The 16,930-nt window shown below is 62.2% G+C and carries 14 protein-coding genes and 1 tRNA gene; 2 read left to right on the top strand and 13 right to left on the bottom strand.

All coding sequences use genetic code 11. The annotated features are described in order from the left end of the window. Window positions 1-28: 28 nt before the first annotated feature. Both rpsG and rpsL read right to left on the bottom strand, forming a co-directional pair. Window positions 29-499, bottom strand: coding sequence for a 30S ribosomal protein S7 (rpsG, locus tag LB516_RS17370; protein WP_008875664.1), 471 nt, complete (start codon window positions 497-499; stop codon window positions 29-31). 74 nt (window positions 500-573) lie between these two features. Then, window positions 574-945 carry a 30S ribosomal protein S12 gene (gene rpsL, locus LB516_RS17365; protein ID WP_006333356.1) on the bottom strand — a complete coding sequence of 124 codons (372 nt, stop codon included), beginning with the start codon at window positions 943-945 and terminating at the stop codon, window positions 574-576. A 473-nt stretch (window positions 946-1,418) separates the two neighbouring features. Between rpsL and LB516_RS17360 the strand changes: the two genes are divergently transcribed. Next, window positions 1,419-1,700, top strand: a complete 282-nt coding sequence (locus LB516_RS17360; protein WP_015317988.1) for a hypothetical protein — start codon at window positions 1,419-1,421, stop codon at window positions 1,698-1,700. A gap of 155 nt (window positions 1,701-1,855) precedes the next feature. Next, on the top strand, window positions 1,856-2,779 hold the full coding sequence (locus LB516_RS17355; RefSeq protein ID WP_224720128.1) for a Gfo/Idh/MocA family protein: 924 nt from the start codon (window positions 1,856-1,858) through the stop codon (window positions 2,777-2,779). Window positions 2,780-2,800: 21 nt separating this feature from the next. Here the strand turns inward: LB516_RS17355 and LB516_RS17350 are convergent, their stop codons facing one another. From LB516_RS17350 to LB516_RS17300, 11 genes are all read right to left on the bottom strand, one after another. After that, complete coding sequence (locus LB516_RS17350; RefSeq protein WP_224720062.1) at window positions 2,801-3,466, bottom strand: O-methyltransferase; 666 nt, start codon at window positions 3,464-3,466, stop codon at window positions 2,801-2,803. 82 nt (window positions 3,467-3,548) lie between these two features. Then, window positions 3,549-7,745 carry a DNA-directed RNA polymerase subunit beta' gene (gene rpoC, locus LB516_RS17345; protein WP_224720061.1) on the bottom strand — a complete coding sequence of 1,399 codons (4,197 nt, stop codon included), beginning with the start codon at window positions 7,743-7,745 and terminating at the stop codon, window positions 3,549-3,551. A 152-nt stretch (window positions 7,746-7,897) separates the two neighbouring features. Next, the gene (rpoB, locus tag LB516_RS17340) at window positions 7,898-12,034 is read right to left on the bottom strand and encodes a DNA-directed RNA polymerase subunit beta (protein WP_140666025.1); all 4,137 of its coding nucleotides are present in this window, start codon (window positions 12,032-12,034) and stop codon (window positions 7,898-7,900) included. 266 nt (window positions 12,035-12,300) lie between these two features. Beyond that, window positions 12,301-12,678 (bottom strand): 50S ribosomal protein L7/L12, encoded by a 378-nt coding sequence (gene rplL, locus LB516_RS17335; RefSeq protein ID WP_015317993.1) that lies wholly within the window; start codon window positions 12,676-12,678, stop codon window positions 12,301-12,303. Window positions 12,679-12,732: 54 nt separating this feature from the next. Continuing rightward, entirely contained in the window at window positions 12,733-13,251 is a 519-nt protein-coding gene (rplJ, locus tag LB516_RS17330) for a 50S ribosomal protein L10 (RefSeq protein WP_015317994.1), read from the bottom strand. A gap of 407 nt (window positions 13,252-13,658) precedes the next feature. Further along, window positions 13,659-14,357: a 50S ribosomal protein L1 gene (rplA, locus tag LB516_RS17325; RefSeq protein ID WP_023775355.1), complete on the bottom strand. Its 699-nt coding sequence runs from the start codon at window positions 14,355-14,357 to the stop codon at window positions 13,659-13,661. Window positions 14,358-14,361: 4 nt separating this feature from the next. After that, on the bottom strand, window positions 14,362-14,790 hold the full coding sequence (gene rplK, locus LB516_RS17320) for a 50S ribosomal protein L11 (protein ID WP_010909262.1): 429 nt from the start codon (window positions 14,788-14,790) through the stop codon (window positions 14,362-14,364). Between the two features lie 174 nt (window positions 14,791-14,964). Further along, on the bottom strand, window positions 14,965-15,492 hold the full coding sequence (gene nusG, locus LB516_RS17315) for a transcription termination/antitermination protein NusG (RefSeq protein WP_015317996.1): 528 nt from the start codon (window positions 15,490-15,492) through the stop codon (window positions 14,965-14,967). A 27-nt stretch (window positions 15,493-15,519) separates the two neighbouring features. Then, the gene (gene secE / locus LB516_RS17310) at window positions 15,520-15,723 is read right to left on the bottom strand and encodes a preprotein translocase subunit SecE (RefSeq protein WP_013531408.1); all 204 of its coding nucleotides are present in this window, start codon (window positions 15,721-15,723) and stop codon (window positions 15,520-15,522) included. Between the two features lie 361 nt (window positions 15,724-16,084). Beyond that, window positions 16,085-16,160 (bottom strand) — tRNA-Trp (locus LB516_RS17305). Between the two features lie 191 nt (window positions 16,161-16,351). Next, entirely contained in the window at window positions 16,352-16,834 is a 483-nt protein-coding gene (locus LB516_RS17300; protein WP_224720060.1) for a group II truncated hemoglobin, read from the bottom strand. Between the last annotated feature and the right edge of the window lie 96 nt (window positions 16,835-16,930).

Raw genomic sequence — 16,930 nt, 5'->3', positions numbered from 1 at the left:
GTAGCTGCCTCTCAGTCTCGTTCGCGCTTTACCAGCGGTAGTGCGCGAAAGCGCGGTTGGCTTCTGCCATCTTGTGGGTGTCTTCACGCTTCTTCACGGCGGTGCCGCGGTTGTTGGCCGCGTCCATCAGTTCGCCGGAGAGGCGGTCGACCATGGTGGTCTCGTTGCGGTTGCGGGCCGCGGCGATCAGCCAACGGATCGCCAGCGCCTGGCGGCGCTCGGGGCGCACGTCGACCGGAACCTGGTAGGTGGCGCCGCCGACGCGACGCGAACGCACTTCCACATGCGGCGCGACATTGTCGAGCGCCTGATGGAAGACGGTGACCGGCTCCTGCTTGGTCTTCGACTGGACCTGGTCCAGCGCGCCGTAGACGATGGTCTCGGCAACCGACTTCTTGCCGTCATACATGACGGCATTCATGAACTTGGTGACGATCAGATCGCCGAACTTGGGATCCGGGTTGATCTCACGCTTTTCTGCACTGTGACGACGCGACATGGCTTTTGTCTCTCAATCTCGTAGCCCGGCGCATTCAAGCAGCACCAAGGCCGAAAAATCTTACTTCGGACGCCTTACTTCGGACGCTTGGCGCCGTACTTCGAACGGCGCTGCTTGCGGTTCTTCACACCCTGCGTGTCGAGCACGCCGCGGATGATGTGGTAGCGCACGCCCGGAAGATCCTTGACGCGGCCGCCGCGGATCATGACCACGGAGTGCTCCTGAAGGTTGTGACCTTCGCCGGGGATGTAACCGATCACTTCAAAACCATTGGTCAGGCGGATCTTGGCCACCTTGCGCAGCGCCGAGTTCGGCTTCTTCGGCGTCGTTGTATAGACGCGCGTGCAGACGCCCCGCTTCTGCGGGTTCTGCTGCATGGCCGGGACCTTGTTGCGCTTCACCGGCGCAATGCGCGGCTTGCGGATCAGCTGGTTGACGGTAGGCATTAAACCCTCTTGTCTCTCAATTCCGTGTCTCGTGCCGGTCAAGGCTCGCTCAAAGCGTCATTTCCATACGCAAATTCGGGCCACAAACCGCGCCTCGCGGTCTTGCCCGAACAAATCGCAGAGGAAGCGGAAACCGCTTCGTGCACGCCGGAAATGTCTTTTCGCTCGTAAAACGAACCCTGTTTGAGGCAAACTCCAAAGCGTGTCGCTTCGGAAGGGAGAGCCTCACATCGGTTCTGACTGGGCGGCTTCTACTCGTAAGCCCGCGAACCGTCAAGCCCGCAGTGGCAAATATTGCATCGAAGCCGGGACTTGGCAGCCATGCGAAAACCGCATGTAATTTTCTTTCGCGATTTTGCAATACCGAGGAAGAAAGTGACCGGCTTTTGGCTTTTGCGCGCCCTTTCTCTATGCGAAAAGGCGGCCTGAGCACTCAACATCCCCTCGCCCGCGCTTGCCAGGAGGAATCAGCCGTGAACGACAACGAAGAACGCCCGGTCACCATCATCACCGGCCGGGTGTGGAAGCGCAAAGGCGGCAAGGTGGAAGGCGTGCATGTCATGCTGGTCGCTCCTGATGACGATTCGGCGGTGCGACGCGCCCTCGAATCGCTGGCGGCGGAAGGCTATGCCGAAGCCGAGCTCGACCAGATCGGCGATATGGACGGGGTGCCCGACGACGAGCCGCATCTGTCGGCCTACCAGGGCGCGCTCGAAGGCGAAGTGTCGATCGTCACCTTCGACGCGCCGATCTGATCATGGGCGTGTCATGGGCGCGGTGTCCTTCCTTGCCGTGCTTGCCGTGACGCGATTCGTTCGGATAGCCGGCACGGCCGACGCTTGCCCGTCATGGCCGATCTGCTAAGAGACGCGCAGTCGTCCAAACCCGGCGGAGCCTCATGTCCTCATCCATCTCGCCCATCAGAATCGGCATTGTCGGCGTCGGCAAGATCGTCCGCGACCAACACCTTCCCGCCCTGGCCAAGGATCGGGATTACCAGCTGATCGCGGCGGCCAGCCGGCACGGCAAGGTCGACGGCATTGTGAATTTCCCCGACATCGAGACGATGCTTGGCGCGGTCCCCGAACTCGATGCAGTGTCGCTGTGCATGCCGCCGCAGTTCCGCTATGACGCCGCGCGCAAGGCGCTCGAGGCTGGGAAGCACGTTTTCCTGGAAAAGCCGCCCGGTGCCACGGTCAGCGAGGTCGAGGACCTGAAGGCGCTCGCGGCAAAACAAGGCGTCTCACTGTTCGCAAGCTGGCATTCGCGCTACGCGCCGGCGGTCGAAGCGGCGCGGACATTCCTCGCTTCGACCAAAATCAAATCGGCGGCGATCGTCTGGAAGGAAGATGTGCGCCGCTGGCACCCAAACCAGGACTGGATCTGGCAGCCTGGCGGCTTCGGCGTCTTCGATCCCGGCATCAACGCGCTGTCGATCGCAACCTACATCCTGCCGGCAATGTACATCACTTCGGCCGTGCTCGACTTTCCGGCGAACCGTGACGCGCCGATCGCGGCCCAGGTCGCGTTCCGGGCCGCGAACGGATCGGATGTGACGATGGATCTCGACTGGTTGCAGACCGGACCGCAGAGCTGGGACATCCTGGCCGATACGGATGCCGGACAGATGGTGCTCTCGGGTGGCGGCTCGAAGCTCGCCGTCGAGGGCAATATCGTACACGAGGAGCCGGAAGCGGAATATCCGATGCTCTACCGGCGCTTTGCCGAAATCGTGCACGCCGGGACGTCGGATGTGGACCTTGCGCCGCTCCAGCACGTCGCCGACGCCTTCATGCTCGGCAAGCGCAACGTGGTCGAGGCGTTTTTCGACTGAGGTCGCCGGGCCGCCCTGGCATCAGTCGACAATCGCAATCGCAAACCCGTCATAGCCCTTGGCGCCCACCGTCTGGATGGCGGTGCCATCCAGCCGTTTGTCGCCACCGATGAATGAAAATGCCGCGCGAGCGCCCTCAACATTGGCATCGCGTCCGTCTTCATCCAGAACGGCACCATCGCGGATGACGTTATCGCAGACGATGACCGTTCCTGACCGCGACAGCCGCAAGGCCCAGGCCAGATAGTTCGGGTTGTTCGGCTTGTCCGCGTCGATGAAGACGAGATCGAACGGGCCGGCATTCTCGCCGCCCAGTTCTGTCAGCGACTGGAGCGCCGAACCGACACGCAGGTCCACACGGTCCGCAACCCCTGCCCGCTCGAAATTCGAGCGCGCGACCTTGGCATGGTGCGGATCGAGTTCGAGTGTCACGACCTTGCCGTCAGCAGGCAATCCCCGCGCCATCCAGATGGTCGAATAGCCACCCAGCGTGCCGATCTCGAGCACCTTCTTCGCGTCGCTGATGCGCACCAGCAGCGAGAGCAGCTTTCCTTGCGCCGCCGAGACGTCGATCGCCGGCAGGCCCTGCCCGCGGTTGGCCGCCAGAACCGCGTCGAGAACGGGATCCGCCTCGAAAAGAGAAGAAACGATGTAGTCATCGACAGCCGTCCAGGTCTTCGTGTTCATCCGCTTTCCTCCGATCGCAAAAATGAAAAAGCCGCCGGGTTGCCCCGACGGCTTCTGTTGCCTGAGATTTTTGCCGCCGCGCCTACTGCGCGGCGGTTGTCATGTCCGCCAGCATCGGCTCGGCGACTTCCACACCGGAGGCCTTGCGGCGCTCGTCGATGATCAGTTCGTCGCGCGAGGTGGCGATGCGCCGGATCTGGCTCATCGTGCCGCCGGTACCGGCCGGGATCAGCCGGCCGACGATGACGTTTTCCTTCAAGCCCTGCAGCATGTCGGTCTTGCCGGCAACCGCGGCTTCCGTCAGCACCCTGGTCGTCTCCTGGAAGGAGGCGGCCGAGATGAAGGACGGCGTCTGCAGCGATGCCTTGGTGATGCCCAAGAGCACCGGCTGGCCTTCGGCCGGCTTCTTGCCGTCCTCGACTAGGCGCTCGTTGACCTCTTCCAGTTCGATCACGTCGACGTGGTCGCCCGGGATATAGGTCGAGTCGCCCTGCACCGTGATCTCGACCTTCTGCAGCATCTGGCGAACGATCACCTCGATGTGCTTGTCGTTGATCGAGACGCCCTGCAGGCGGTAGACTTCCTGGATCTCGTTGACGAGGTAGGAAGCAAGTGCCTCCACGCCCTTGATCGCCAGGATGTCGTGCGGCGCCGGGTTGCCGTCGAGGATGTAGTCGCCCTTCTCGATGACGTCGCCGTCCTGGAGATGGAACGGCTTGCCCTTCGGGATCAGGTACTCGACCGGCTCGAGCGTCGAGTCGTGCGGCTCGATGATGATGCGGCGCTTGTTCTTGTAGTCGCGGCCGAAGCGGATCGTGCCATCGATCTCGGCGATGATGGCGTGATCCTTCGGACGACGTGCCTCGAACAGTTCGGCAACACGCGGCAGACCGCCGGTGATGTCCTTGGTCTTGGCGCTTTCCATCGGGATACGCGCCAGCACGTCGCCGGGGCGAACCTGAGCACCCGGCTCGACCGAGAGAATGGCCTCGACCGAGAGCAGGAAGCGGGCGTCGCCACCCTTCGACAGCTTGCCGACCTTGCCCTTGGTGTCAAGGATGGCAATCGCGGGCTTGAGGTCGTTGCCGCGCGGCGTCGAACGCCAGTCGATGACCTCACGCTTGGTGATGCCGGTCGACTCGTCGGCCGTTTCCTGAACGGAAATGCCGTCGACCAGATCCTCATACGACACCTTGCCCTCGATTTCAGTGAGGACAGGACGCGTATAGGGATCCCACTCGGCGATACGCTGACCGCGCTTCACCTTGTCGCCATCGTCCACGAAGATGCGCGAACCATAGGTGACACGGTGCGTGGCGCGCTCCTTGCCGGCTTCGTCGAGGATCAGCACCGCCATGTTGCGGCCCATGACCATCTGCTGGCCGTCCGAGTTGCGCACCACGTTGCGGTTGCGGATCTCGACCTTGCCCTCATAGGAGGCTTCAAGGAACGAGCTGTCTACCACCTGCGCCGTACCGCCCATGTGGAAGGTACGCATGGTGAGCTGCGTGCCCGGCTCGCCGATCGACTGCGCCGCGATGACGCCGACGGCTTCGCCCTGGTTGACCGGGGTGCCGCGGGCCAGATCGCGTCCGTAGCAGACCGCGCAGACGCCGATCCTGACTTCGCAGGTCAGGGCCGAGCGGATGCGGACCGACTGCACGCCGGCCTTTTCGATCTGCTCCACGTCACGCTCGTCCATCAGCGTTCCGGCCTTGACCAGGACCTCGCCCGACACCGGATGGGTGATGTCGTCGAGCGATGTACGGCCCAGCACGCGCTGGCCGACCGAAGCAACGACCTGACCGGCATCGACGATCGGCTGCATGGTGAGGCCCTTGTCGGTGCCGCAATCCACGGAGTTGACGATGCAGTCCTGCGCCACGTCGACCAGACGACGGGTGAGGTAACCCGAGTTCGCCGTCTTCAAGGCGGTATCGGCCAGACCCTTGCGGGCGCCGTGGGTCGAGTTGAAGTACTCGAGCACGGTCAGGCCTTCCTTGAAGTTCGAGATGATCGGCGTCTCGATGATTTCACCCGACGGCTTGGCCATCAGGCCGCGCATGCCAGCGAGCTGGCGCATCTGGGTGGGCGAGCCGCGCGCACCGGAGTGCGACATCATGTAGATCGAGTTCATCGGCTTCTGACGGCCGTTGTCCTCGAACTCGACCGCCTTGATGCGGGCCATCATTTCGTCGGCGACCTTTTCCGAGCACTTGGCCCAGGCGTCGACGACCTTATTGTACTTCTCGCCCTGCGTGATCAGGCCGTCATTGTACTGCTGCTCGTACTCCTTGGCCAAAGCCTCGGTATCCGACACCAGCTTGATCTTGGTGTCCGGGATCAGCATGTCGTCCTTGCCGAACGAAATGCCGGCACGGCAGGCATGGGCAAAGCCGAGCGCCATGATGCGGTCGCAGAAAATGACCGTCTCCTTCTGACCGCAATGGCGGTAGACGGTGTCGATCATCTTGGAGATGTTCTTCTTGGTCATCTCCTGGTTGGCGGTCTCATAGGGCACGTTGACGTTCTTCGGCAGAAGCTCGCCAATGATCATGCGGCCAGGCGTGGTGTCATGGATCTTCGACACGACCTTTCCTTGGGCGTCGACCGTGCGGAAGCGGCCCTTGATCTTGGCGTGCAGGGTCACAGCCTTGGTCTCGAGCGCGTGCTGGAGTTCGCCCATGTCGGCAAACACCATGCCCTCGCCCGGCTCGTTCTGGTTGACGATCGAGAGGTAGTAGAGACCCAGGACCATGTCCTGCGACGGCACGATGATCGGCGCGCCGGAAGCCGGGTGCAGGATGTTGTTGGTCGACATCATCAGCACGCGGGCTTCCAACTGCGCTTCCAGCGACAGCGGCACGTGAACGGCCATCTGGTCGCCGTCGAAGTCGGCGTTGAAGGCCGTGCAGACCAGCGGGTGAAGCTGGATCGCCTTGCCTTCGATCAGGATCGGCTCGAACGCCTGGATGCCCAGGCGGTGCAGCGTCGGCGCGCGGTTGAGCAGCACCGGATGCTCGCGGATGACCTCATCGAGGATATCCCAGACTTCCGGACGCTCCTTCTCGACCAGCTTCTTGGCCTGCTTGACGGTCGAGGAGTAACCCTTGGCGTCGAGACGGGCGTAGATGAAGGGCTTGAACAGTTCGAGCGCCATCTTCTTCGGCAGGCCGCACTGGTGCAGCTTGAGCTCCGGACCGGTGACGATAACCGAGCGTCCGGAATAGTCGACGCGCTTGCCGAGCAGGTTCTGACGGAACCGGCCCTGCTTGCCCTTGAGCATGTCGGACAGCGACTTCAGCGGACGCTTGTTGGCGCCGGTGATGACGCGGCCGCGACGGCCGTTGTCGAACAGCGCATCGACGGCTTCCTGCAGCATGCGCTTTTCATTGCGCACGATAATGCCCGGCGCCCGCAGCTCGATCAGCCGCTTCAGGCGGTTGTTGCGGTTGATGACGCGGCGGTAGAGATCGTTCAGATCGGACGTCGCGAAACGACCGCCGTCCAGCGGGACGAGCGGGCGCAGGTCCGGCGGGATCACCGGAACCACCTTCATGATCATCCATTCCGGACGGTTGCCGGATTCCATGAAGTTCTCGACGACCTTGAGCCGCTTCAGATACTTTTTCTGCTTCAGCTCGGACGTGGTCGATGCCAGTTCCGAACGCAGGTCGCCGGCGATCTTCTCCAGGTCCATGCCGGCCAGAAGGTCATGAATGGCCTCGGCGCCGATCATGGCGGTGAAACTATCCTCGCCATATTCGTCGACGGCGATCATGTACTCTTCCTCGCTGAGCAGCTGGTGCTCCTTCAGCGCGGTGAGGCCAGGCTCGGTGACGATGTAGTTCTCGAAGTAGAGGACGCGCTCGATGTCCTTCAGCGTCATGTCGAGCAGCGTGCCGATGCGCGAGGGCAGCGACTTCAGGAACCAGATGTGAGCGACGGGAGCCGCCAGCTCGATATGGCCCATGCGCTCGCGGCGGACGCGCGACAGCGTGACTTCGACGCCGCACTTCTCGCAGATCACGCCCTTGTACTTCATGCGCTTGTACTTGCCGCACAGGCATTCATAGTCCTTGATCGGGCCAAAAATGCGCGCGCAGAACAGACCGTCACGCTCCGGCTTGAAGGTGCGGTAGTTAATGGTCTCCGGCTTTTTGATCTCGCCGAACGACCAGGACAGAATCTTCTCAGGGCTGGCAAGCGAAATCCGGATGGAATCGAACACCTGCGCAGGCGCCTGCGGATTGAAGAGATTCATGACCTCTTGGTTCATGCCGTTCTCCTTTTCGGGGTCCTCGAAAACCCCTTGCATCTAACGCGGGCCGAATGCCCGCTGAGTGGTCGGCCCACCGGCCGAAGAATTGGTGCGTCCGGTCGCGAGAGCCCTCTCCCGCGCCCGGATGTCTTGTTTACTCGGCCGCGCCCCTATTCGGCAGCATCGGGCAGCCGGATCGGGTTTTCGTCGAGCTTGGTGTTCTCGAGCTCGACATTGAGGCCGAGAGACCGCATTTCCTTGACGAGCACGTTGAAGCTCTCGGGAATGCCTGCCTCGAACGTGTCGTCGCCACGCACGATCGCCTCGTAGACCTTGGTGCGGCCGGCGACGTCGTCCGACTTCACCGTCAGCATTTCCTGCAGCGTGTAAGCGGCGCCGTAGGCTTCCAGTGCCCAGACCTCCATCTCGCCGAAGCGCTGGCCGCCGAACTGCGCCTTGCCGCCCAGCGGCTGCTGAGTGACGAGCGAGTACGGACCGATCGAACGCGCGTGGATCTTGTCGTCCACGAGGTGGTGAAGCTTGAGCATGTAGATATAGCCCATCGTCACCTTGCGATCGAACGGCTCGCCGGTGCGTCCGTCATAGAGCTGCGACTGACCGCTGGTGTGCAGGCCCGCCTGCTCCAGCATGATGTTGATGTCAGCCTCATGCGCGCCGTCGAACACCGGGGTCGCGATGGAGACGCCGCGGCGCATCTGCTCGCTCAGGCGAACGATGCTCTCGTCGTCATATTCGCGAACCGGCTCGTTGCGGTCGTTGGCCGGCATGAAGCTCTCGAGCGTCTTGCGCAGCGGCTTGATGTCGCCGGCTGTCTTGTACGCATCGATAAGCTCGCCGATCTTCCTGCCCATGCCAGCGCAGGCCCAGCCCAGATGCGTTTCCAGGATCTGGCCGACATTCATGCGGCTCGGCACACCCAGCGGGTTGAGCACGATATCGGCATGCGTGCCGTCCTCGAGGAAAGGCATGTCCTCGACCGGAACGATACGCGACACGACACCCTTGTTGCCGTGACGGCCGGCCATCTTGTCGCCGGGCTGCATCTTGCGCTTCACCGCCACGAAGACCTTGACCATCTTCATGACGCCCGGAGGCATTTCGTCGCCGCGCTGCACCTTCTCGACCTTGTCCATGAAGCGCTGTTCGAGCGCCTTCTTGGAATCGTCGTACTGGCCACGCAGGGCTTCCAGTTCGCTTTGGAGCTTTTCGTTCTCCACCGCAAACTGCCACCACTGCGAACGCGGATACTCGTCGAGCGTGTCCTTGGACAGCGTCGAGCCCTTCTTGAAGCCCTTCGGTCCAGCGATCGCTTCCTTGCCGACGAGAACGTCGGAAAGACGCGCATAGACATTACGGTCCAGAATGGCCTGCTCGTCGTCGCGATCCTTGGCGAGGCGTTCGATCTCCTCGCGCTCGATCGCCATGGCGCGCTCATCCTTCTCCACACCGTGGCGATTGAACACGCGCACCTCGACGACGGTGCCGAAAGTGCCCGGAGGCATGCGCATCGAAGTGTCGCGCACGTCGGAAGCCTTTTCGCCGAAGATGGCGCGCAGAAGCTTCTCTTCCGGCGTCATCGGGCTCTCGCCCTTCGGCGTGATCTTGCCGACCAGGATGTCGCCCGGCTGCACTTCCGCACCGATATAGACGATGCCGGCTTCGTCGAGGTTCTTCAGCGCTTCTTCCGAGACGTTTGGAATATCGCGCGTGATTTCCTCCGGACCGAGCTTGGTATCGCGCGCCATGACCTCGAACTCCTCGATGTGGATCGAGGTGAAGACGTCGTCGGCCACGATACGCTCGGAGAGCAGGATCGAGTCCTCGTAGTTGTAGCCGTTCCACGGCATGAACGCGACCAGCACGTTGCGGCCGAGCGCCAGATCACCGAGTTCGGTCGAGGGACCATCGGCGATGATGTCGCCCTTGTTGACCCGGTCACCCATGCGCACCAGCGGACGCTGGTTGATGCAGGTGTTCTGGTTCGAACGCTGGAACTTCATCAGCCGGTAGATGTCGACGCCGGACTTGCCCGGATCGAGATCCTCGGTGGCGCGGATAACGATACGCGTCGCGTCCACCTGGTCGACGATGCCGCCACGACGCGCGCCGATGGCGGCGCCCGAGTCACGGGCGACGATCGGCTCCATGCCGGTGCCGACGAACGGCGCCTCGGCGCGCACCAGCGGCACGGCCTGGCGCTGCATGTTCGAGCCCATTAGAGCGCGGTTGGCGTCGTCGTTCTCGAGGAACGGGATGAGCGCCGCGGCAACAGACACCATCTGCTTGGGCGACACGTCCATCAGGTCGACGTTTTCGCGCGGCGCCATCATCACTTCGCCGGCGCTGCGGCAAATGACGAACTCGTCGACGAAGCCGCCATTCTTGTCGAGCTCGGCGTTGGCCTGCGCGACATGGTGCTTGGCCTCTTCCATCGCCGAGAGATAGACGACGTCATTGGTCAGCTTGCCGTCGACGATCTTGCGGTACGGGCTTTCGATGAAGCCGTACTTGTTGACGCGCGCGAAGGTCGCCAGCGAGTTGATCAGACCGATATTCGGGCCTTCCGGCGTCTCGATCGGGCAGATACGGCCGTAATGCGTCGGGTGCACGTCGCGCACTTCGAAGCCGGCACGCTCGCGGGTCAGACCGCCCGGTCCAAGCGCCGAGAGACGACGCTTGTGGGTGATCTCCGACAGCGGGTTGGTCTGGTCCATGAACTGCGACAGCTGCGAGGAACCGAAGAACTCGCGCACGGCGGCGGCCGCCGGCTTGGCGTTGATCAGGTCCTGCGGCATGACCGTGTCGATCTCGATCGAGGACATGCGTTCCTTGATCGCGCGCTCCATGCGCAGCAGGCCGACGCGGTACTGGTTCTCCATCAGCTCGCCGACCGAACGCACGCGGCGGTTGCCGAGATTGTCGATGTCGTCGATCTCGCCCTTGCCATCACGCAGTTCGACCAGCGTCCTGACCACGGCCAGGATGTCGTCCTTGCGCAGCACGCGCACGGTGTCCTCGGCCTTGAGCTCGAGGCGCATGTTCATCTTGACGCGGCCGACGGCGGACAGGTCGTAGCGCTCGCTGTCGAAGAACAGCGAGTTGAACATGGCTTCGGCGGTCTCGAGCGTAGGCGGCTCGCCCGGGCGCATGACACGGTAGATGTCGAACAGCGCGTCCTGGCGGCTCTCGTTCTTGTCGACGGCGAGCGTGTTGCGGATATAGGCGCCGACATTGACATGGTCGATGTCGAGGACCTGGATCTCCTGCTCGCCGGTGCCGAGCAGCACCTTGAGCGTCTTGTCGTCGATCTCATCGCCGGCCTCGAGGAAAATCTCGCCGGTGGCGTAGTTGACGATGTCCTCGGCCAGGTAGTTGCCGAGCAGATCCTCGTCGGTCGCCTTGATCGCCTTGAGACCCTTTTCGCCGAGCTGGCGTGCCTGGCGAGCGGTGATCTTCTTGCCCGCCTCGACGACGATCTCGCCGGTGTCGGCATCGACCAGGTCGCCGACGGCCTTGAGGCCGCGGAAACGCTCGACGTTGAAGGGAATGCGCCAATGGTCGCCGGCGCGCTTGTAGGTGATCTTGTTGTAGAAGGTCGACAGGATCTCCTCGCCGTCCATGCCGAGCGCCATCAGCAGCGACGTCACCGGAATTTTGCGGCGACGGTCGATGCGGGCGTGCACGACGTCCTTGGAATCGAACTCGATGTCGAGCCACGAGCCACGGTAGGGAATTACACGGGCGGCAAACAGAAGCTTGCCCGACGAGTGCGACTTGCCCTTGTCGTGGTCGAAGAAGACGCCCGGCGAGCGGTGCATCTGCGAGACGATGACGCGCTCGGTGCCGTTGACGATAAAGGTGCCGTTCAAGGTCATGAGCGGCATGTCGCCCATGTAGACGTCCTGCTCCTTGATGTCCTTGATCGACTTGGCACCGGTATCCTCGTCGATATCGAACACGATGAGGCGCAGCGTCACCTTCAGCGGCGCGGCATAGGTCAGGTCGCGCTGACGGCATTCGTCAACGTCGAATTTCGGTCCTTCGAACTCGTACTTCACGAACTCCAGCATGGAGGAGCCGGAAAAATCGGAGATCGGGAAGACCGACTTGAAAACAGCCTGCAGTCCTTCGTCGGGACGTCCGCCCTTGGGCTCGTCCACCATCAGGAACTGGTCATAGGATGCCTTCTGAACCTCGATAAGGTTCGGCATCTCCGCAACTTCCGGGATCTTCCCGAAGAACTTGCGTACGCGTCTGCGGCCATTGAAAGTCTGGGTCTGGGCCATCGTCGCTCCTTAGCTCTAAACTCGGGACGAACCTCGCCGCGGTTCGTCTTGCATACTGAGCCACCTGGGCGGCGGCTCTCTGTCTGTTCTCCGGCCGCCTCTCCAATTGCTTGGCGGTTACCGGCTAAAACGGGAGAAAACCCGTTTCCTGAAGGCCGGGTTACGGCCCTCAAGAAAGAGGTTCTCGTACATCTCGCGTCACGCAGCCTCCCCTGATCACCCAAGGGAGTGGCGGACGGCGCGAGGCCGCCCGCCGCTTTTTACGCTTACTTCAGGTCGACCTTGGCGCCGGCTGCTTCCAGCTGGGCCTTGAACTTGTCAGCGTCGGCCTTGGAAACGCCTTCCTTGACCGGCTTCGGAGCCGCTTCGACCAGGTCCTTGGCTTCCTTGAGGCCAAGGCCGGTGATGGCGCGGACTTCCTTGATGACGTTGATCTTCTGAGCGCCGGCCTCGGTGAGAACGACGTCGAATTCCGTCTTTTCCTCGACCGGAGCAGCAGCAGCGGCAGCACCGCCAGCAGCGGCAACCGCCACCGGAGCAGCAGCCGAAACGCCCCACTTTTCTTCCAGAAGCTTCGACAGCTCAGCCGCCTCGAGGACGGTCAGCTTCGAAAGGTCGTCTACGATCTTTGCCAGATCAGCCATTGTTGTGTTCCTTCGTTAGGTTCGAACGTGTGTTTTTGATAGCGAGGAACGGCCTCATGCCGCCTCGTCCTTCCGGGCGTAAGCGCCGATGACGCGCGCGACCGAAGCCGCTGGCGCATTGACGATCTGGGCGATCCGGGTTGCCGGCGTGGCGATCATGCCAACCAGCCTGGCGCGCAGCTCATCGAGCGACGGAAGTGTGGCGAGTGCCTTCACACCGTCGGCGTTGAGCGAGGTGGTGCCCATTGCGCCGCCGAGAATGACGAGCTTGTCATTCCCCTTGGCGAAATCGGACGCGACCTTCGGCGCCGCAATCGGATCCTCCGAATAGGCGATCAGCGTCTGTCCCTTGAACAGCTCGATGATCGATGCGGAGTCCGTGCCCTGAAGAGCGATTTTGGCGAGACGGTTCTTCGCGACTTTAACGGTGCCACCGGCAGCGCGCATCTTCGACCGAAGGTCGTTCATTTGCGCGACGGTGATACCGGCATAGTGGGCCACGACGACTGAACCCGCGCCCGAAAACGCATCATTCAGGCCCGTGACGAGTTCGCGTTTTTCCGCTCTGTCCACTGCCTATCTCCAGTTGACCCCAGTCCTGCCAATGGGAACATTCCCATTTCGAGGACAGGCGTCGGGTTGCCTTTTGCCGGCCGGGCCATCCAGTAACGGATCTCCCGAACGACGCTCGAGGATCCTGCCCCCTTTCGCCACATCGACGGCAAAGCCGGCGATGCGCAGACAAAAGGCAAACACGGTTCGAACCTTTCATTGGAGCTTGCTGCCCCGTTGTCCGGTTTTCACCCGTCTCATGCAGGCCCACATGAATTAAGGCCCTCCTCTTGAATCAAGGTTCGGGCCGCCCGCAATCTCGGACAGGATGTCCGGAAGCCTTCCGGCTTCCGGTACCGGGCCCAGGATAAATCCAAGGCCCGGAATTCAGTCACGGATCAGCCTTCGAAAGGCCAATCCAAATCCAATCAGGACGCGGCGAGCGTCGAGACGTCGAGCTTGAGGCCCGGGCCCATCGTCGAGGTGACGGACACCTTCTTGACGTAGTTGCCCTTGGCGCCAGCCGGCTTTGCCTTGGTCACCGCATCGGCGAAGGCACGGACGTTCTCTTCCAGCGCCTTGACGTCGAAAGAGACCTTGCCGACACCGGCATGAACGATGCCGGCCTTCTCGACACGGAACTCGACCGCGCCGCCCTTCGAAGCCTTGACGGCCGCGGCGACATCGGTGGTGACGGTGCCGACCTTCGGGTTCGGCATCATGCCGCGCGGGCCGAGCACCTTACCGAGACGGCCGACGAGCGGCATCATGTCCGGCGTGGCGATGCAGCGATCGAAATCGATCGTGCCCTTCTGGACGATGTCGACCAGATCCTCGGCACCGACGATGTCGGCACCGGCGGCCTTGGCCTCTTCGGCCTTGTCGCCACGGGCGAACACGGCGACACGGACCGAGCGGCCGGTGCCGTTCGGCAGGTTGACCACGCCGCGAACCATCTGGTCGGCATGACGCGGGTCGACGCCGAGGTTCATGGCCACTTCGATGGTCTCGTCGAACTTGACCGAGGAACGATCCTTGAGCAGCTTCAGCGCATCACCGAGCGCATAAGCCTTGTTGGGATCGATGCCTTCACGGGTCTTCGATACACGCTTTGCAATCTTTGCCATGATCTTAGCCCACCACTTCCAGACCCATCGAGCGGGCGGAGCCCTCGACCATGCGCATGGCCGCTTCGACGTCGTTCGCGTTCAGATCCTTCATCTTGGCGGTCGCGATTTCGCGAACCTTGTCGCGCGAAACCGTGCCAGCCTTGACCTTGCCCGGCTCCTTCGAGCCCGACTTCAGGTTCGCGGCCTTCTTCAGGAAGTAGCTCACCGGGGGCGTCTTCATGACGAAGGTGAACGACTTGTCCTGGTAATAGGTGATGACGACCGGAACCGGCGATCCCTTTTCCATTTCCTGGGTCTGCGCGTTGAACGCCTTGCAGAATTCCATGATGTTGATGCCACGCTGACCAAGTGCCGGGCCGATCGGGGGAGACGGCGTGGCCGATCCCGCGGAGACCTGGAGCTTGAGCTGGCCTGCAATTTTCTTAGCCATCTCTTTTCCTGCCTTTGTCTATGCCGGCTCCACGATCTGGGAAACACCGGCGGTTGCAGTCTGGTGGTGCGGTTCTTGCGGCCGGCTAAAGCCGCCTTCGCCTCCCACCGTTCTCAAGCCGCGCGTTGCCGCGCCGCCTCCCCTGATCGCCGGACCGGCATCAGGGATTTCGGATCAGCCCTTTTCGACCTGTCCGAATTCCAGATCGACGGGCACAGCGCGCCCGAAGATCGAAACTTCCACCTTGAGCCGCGCCCGCTCCTCGTCCACTTCCTGGACGAAACCGTTGAACGACGCGAAGGGACCATCCGAAACGCGGATCGCCTCGCCGATCTCGAAAGTGACCGAGGGCTTCGGCCGCTCGACGCCTTCCTGCACCTGGTTCAGGATGCGCTGGGCTTCGGCCTCGGTGATCGGCACCGGCTTGGAGTCGCCGAGAAAACCTGTGACCTTCGGCGTGTTCTTGACCAGCGAGAACACGGCGTCGGTCAAGTTGGCCTTCAAGAGCACGTAGCCCGGGAAGAACTTGCGCTCGGCGTCGACCTTCCGGCCGCGACGAACCTCGACGACCTTCTCGGTCGGCACCACGATCTGCTCGATATCGGCGGACAGGCCCTTCTGCTTGGCCTTGTTCTCGATGTCCTCGGCGACCTTCTTCTCGAAGTTCGAATAGGCGTGGACGATGTACCAGCGCGTAGCCATTTTTTCGACTTCTCCTAATCGCCGGACTTAGCGTCCAATGCCCAGAATCTGCTCGACCGCGAGGCCCATGAGCTGATCGGCGGTGAAGAAGAAGATCATCGCAATCACAGCAAAGGCCAGGACCATGACCGTCGAGATCATCGTCTCGCGGCGCGACGGCCAAGTCACCTTGGCTGTCTCCGCGCGCACCTGCTGGAGAAAGACGAAAGGATTTGTGGTTTTCGAAGCCATATGCCGCCTGTCTTCAAGACCCGTTGGCCGGGCCCCCTGGATGATCCCGCTGGCCGGGACGTGCCGCCTGAGCCCAATCTTGCGCCGAATCAGCACAATCATTTCGCCCATGCAAATCAGACGCGTAAAGCCGGCTTCCCAGCTCCACGCGTCGCGTGTCTGTTTCGTCTACATAAAACCGATTCTTGATCCACGCAAGTGGCAAGTGCCCGCTTTATGACCAAACACCGCCTCGGAACCATCCAGTCGTTCCGTCCCGGCTATGGCGCCCTTATGCCCCAATCGGGCTAATATGGCAAGCGGCTCGCCGATTTTCAAAGGCTGGCCCGCGAAACATCGTTTTGATGCCAGTCTTAGGAAATGGCACGGGCAGCAGGGCTCGAACCTACGACCTGCGGTTTTGGAGACCGCCGCTCTACCAACTGAGCTATGCCCGTACACGCGCGCTTCGGCGCAGGCGCTTCCTAAAAGCTTCCGCGCGCTCTGTAAAGAGCGGTTTGCAGGCAAACGTGCTTAACCCCTGCGCCAGAAATCGAGATGGTCGGCGACCAGCCCCTCGGCATCGATCTCCAGCTCCCGCCTGAAGTCGCTGGCGCGCGATTCATAGAGGTATCGCCGGCAGCCGAAGCTATTTTGCGTCCGGCACCCGGTACGGACCGCCAGGCACGCCCCAGCCCCAGGCCGGCATCGGTTCGGTCTCGGGATCGCAGGTCTCGCCGAGATTGGAATTCATCTTGGCCAGCCGCGATCCCCATTCGACGTAGCCCATGAATGCTGAACGGAATTCCGGATCGTCCGGCAGACCGACCTCATCCGCGGCGTCGGCCAGAAGGTTGATCCAGCGGCGGCGTTGCTCCTCCGTCAGGTGCTTGCCCAGATGATGCATGACCATTTCGCGGTGGCCGCCAAAGGTTTCGCTGTAGGTTTTCGGTCCGCCGAAAACCTCGCCGATGAAGGCCGCGACATGGGCGGGGTGGTCCGGCGACATGTGCTTGAACACTGGGCCAACGACCGGATCTTGCGCCACCTTGTCGTAGAAGGTTTGCGTCAGCCGGTTCAGCGCCTCGCTGCCTCCGGCCCATTCGTAGAGTGTCGGAACGTCCTGGCTCATTCTCGATCCTTCGCCGGCCCCGCCGCCGCGACGATAGCGGAAATCGGATATGGCTCAACCTGCCTCGATGGGCAGTTCCCCTGACATCACCGTGCT

Source organism: Mesorhizobium sp. CO1-1-7 (assembly GCF_020164885.1).
GTDB lineage: Bacteria > Pseudomonadota > Alphaproteobacteria > Rhizobiales > Rhizobiaceae > Mesorhizobium > Mesorhizobium australicum.
This window is presented reverse-complemented; position numbering and strand designations above follow the sequence as displayed.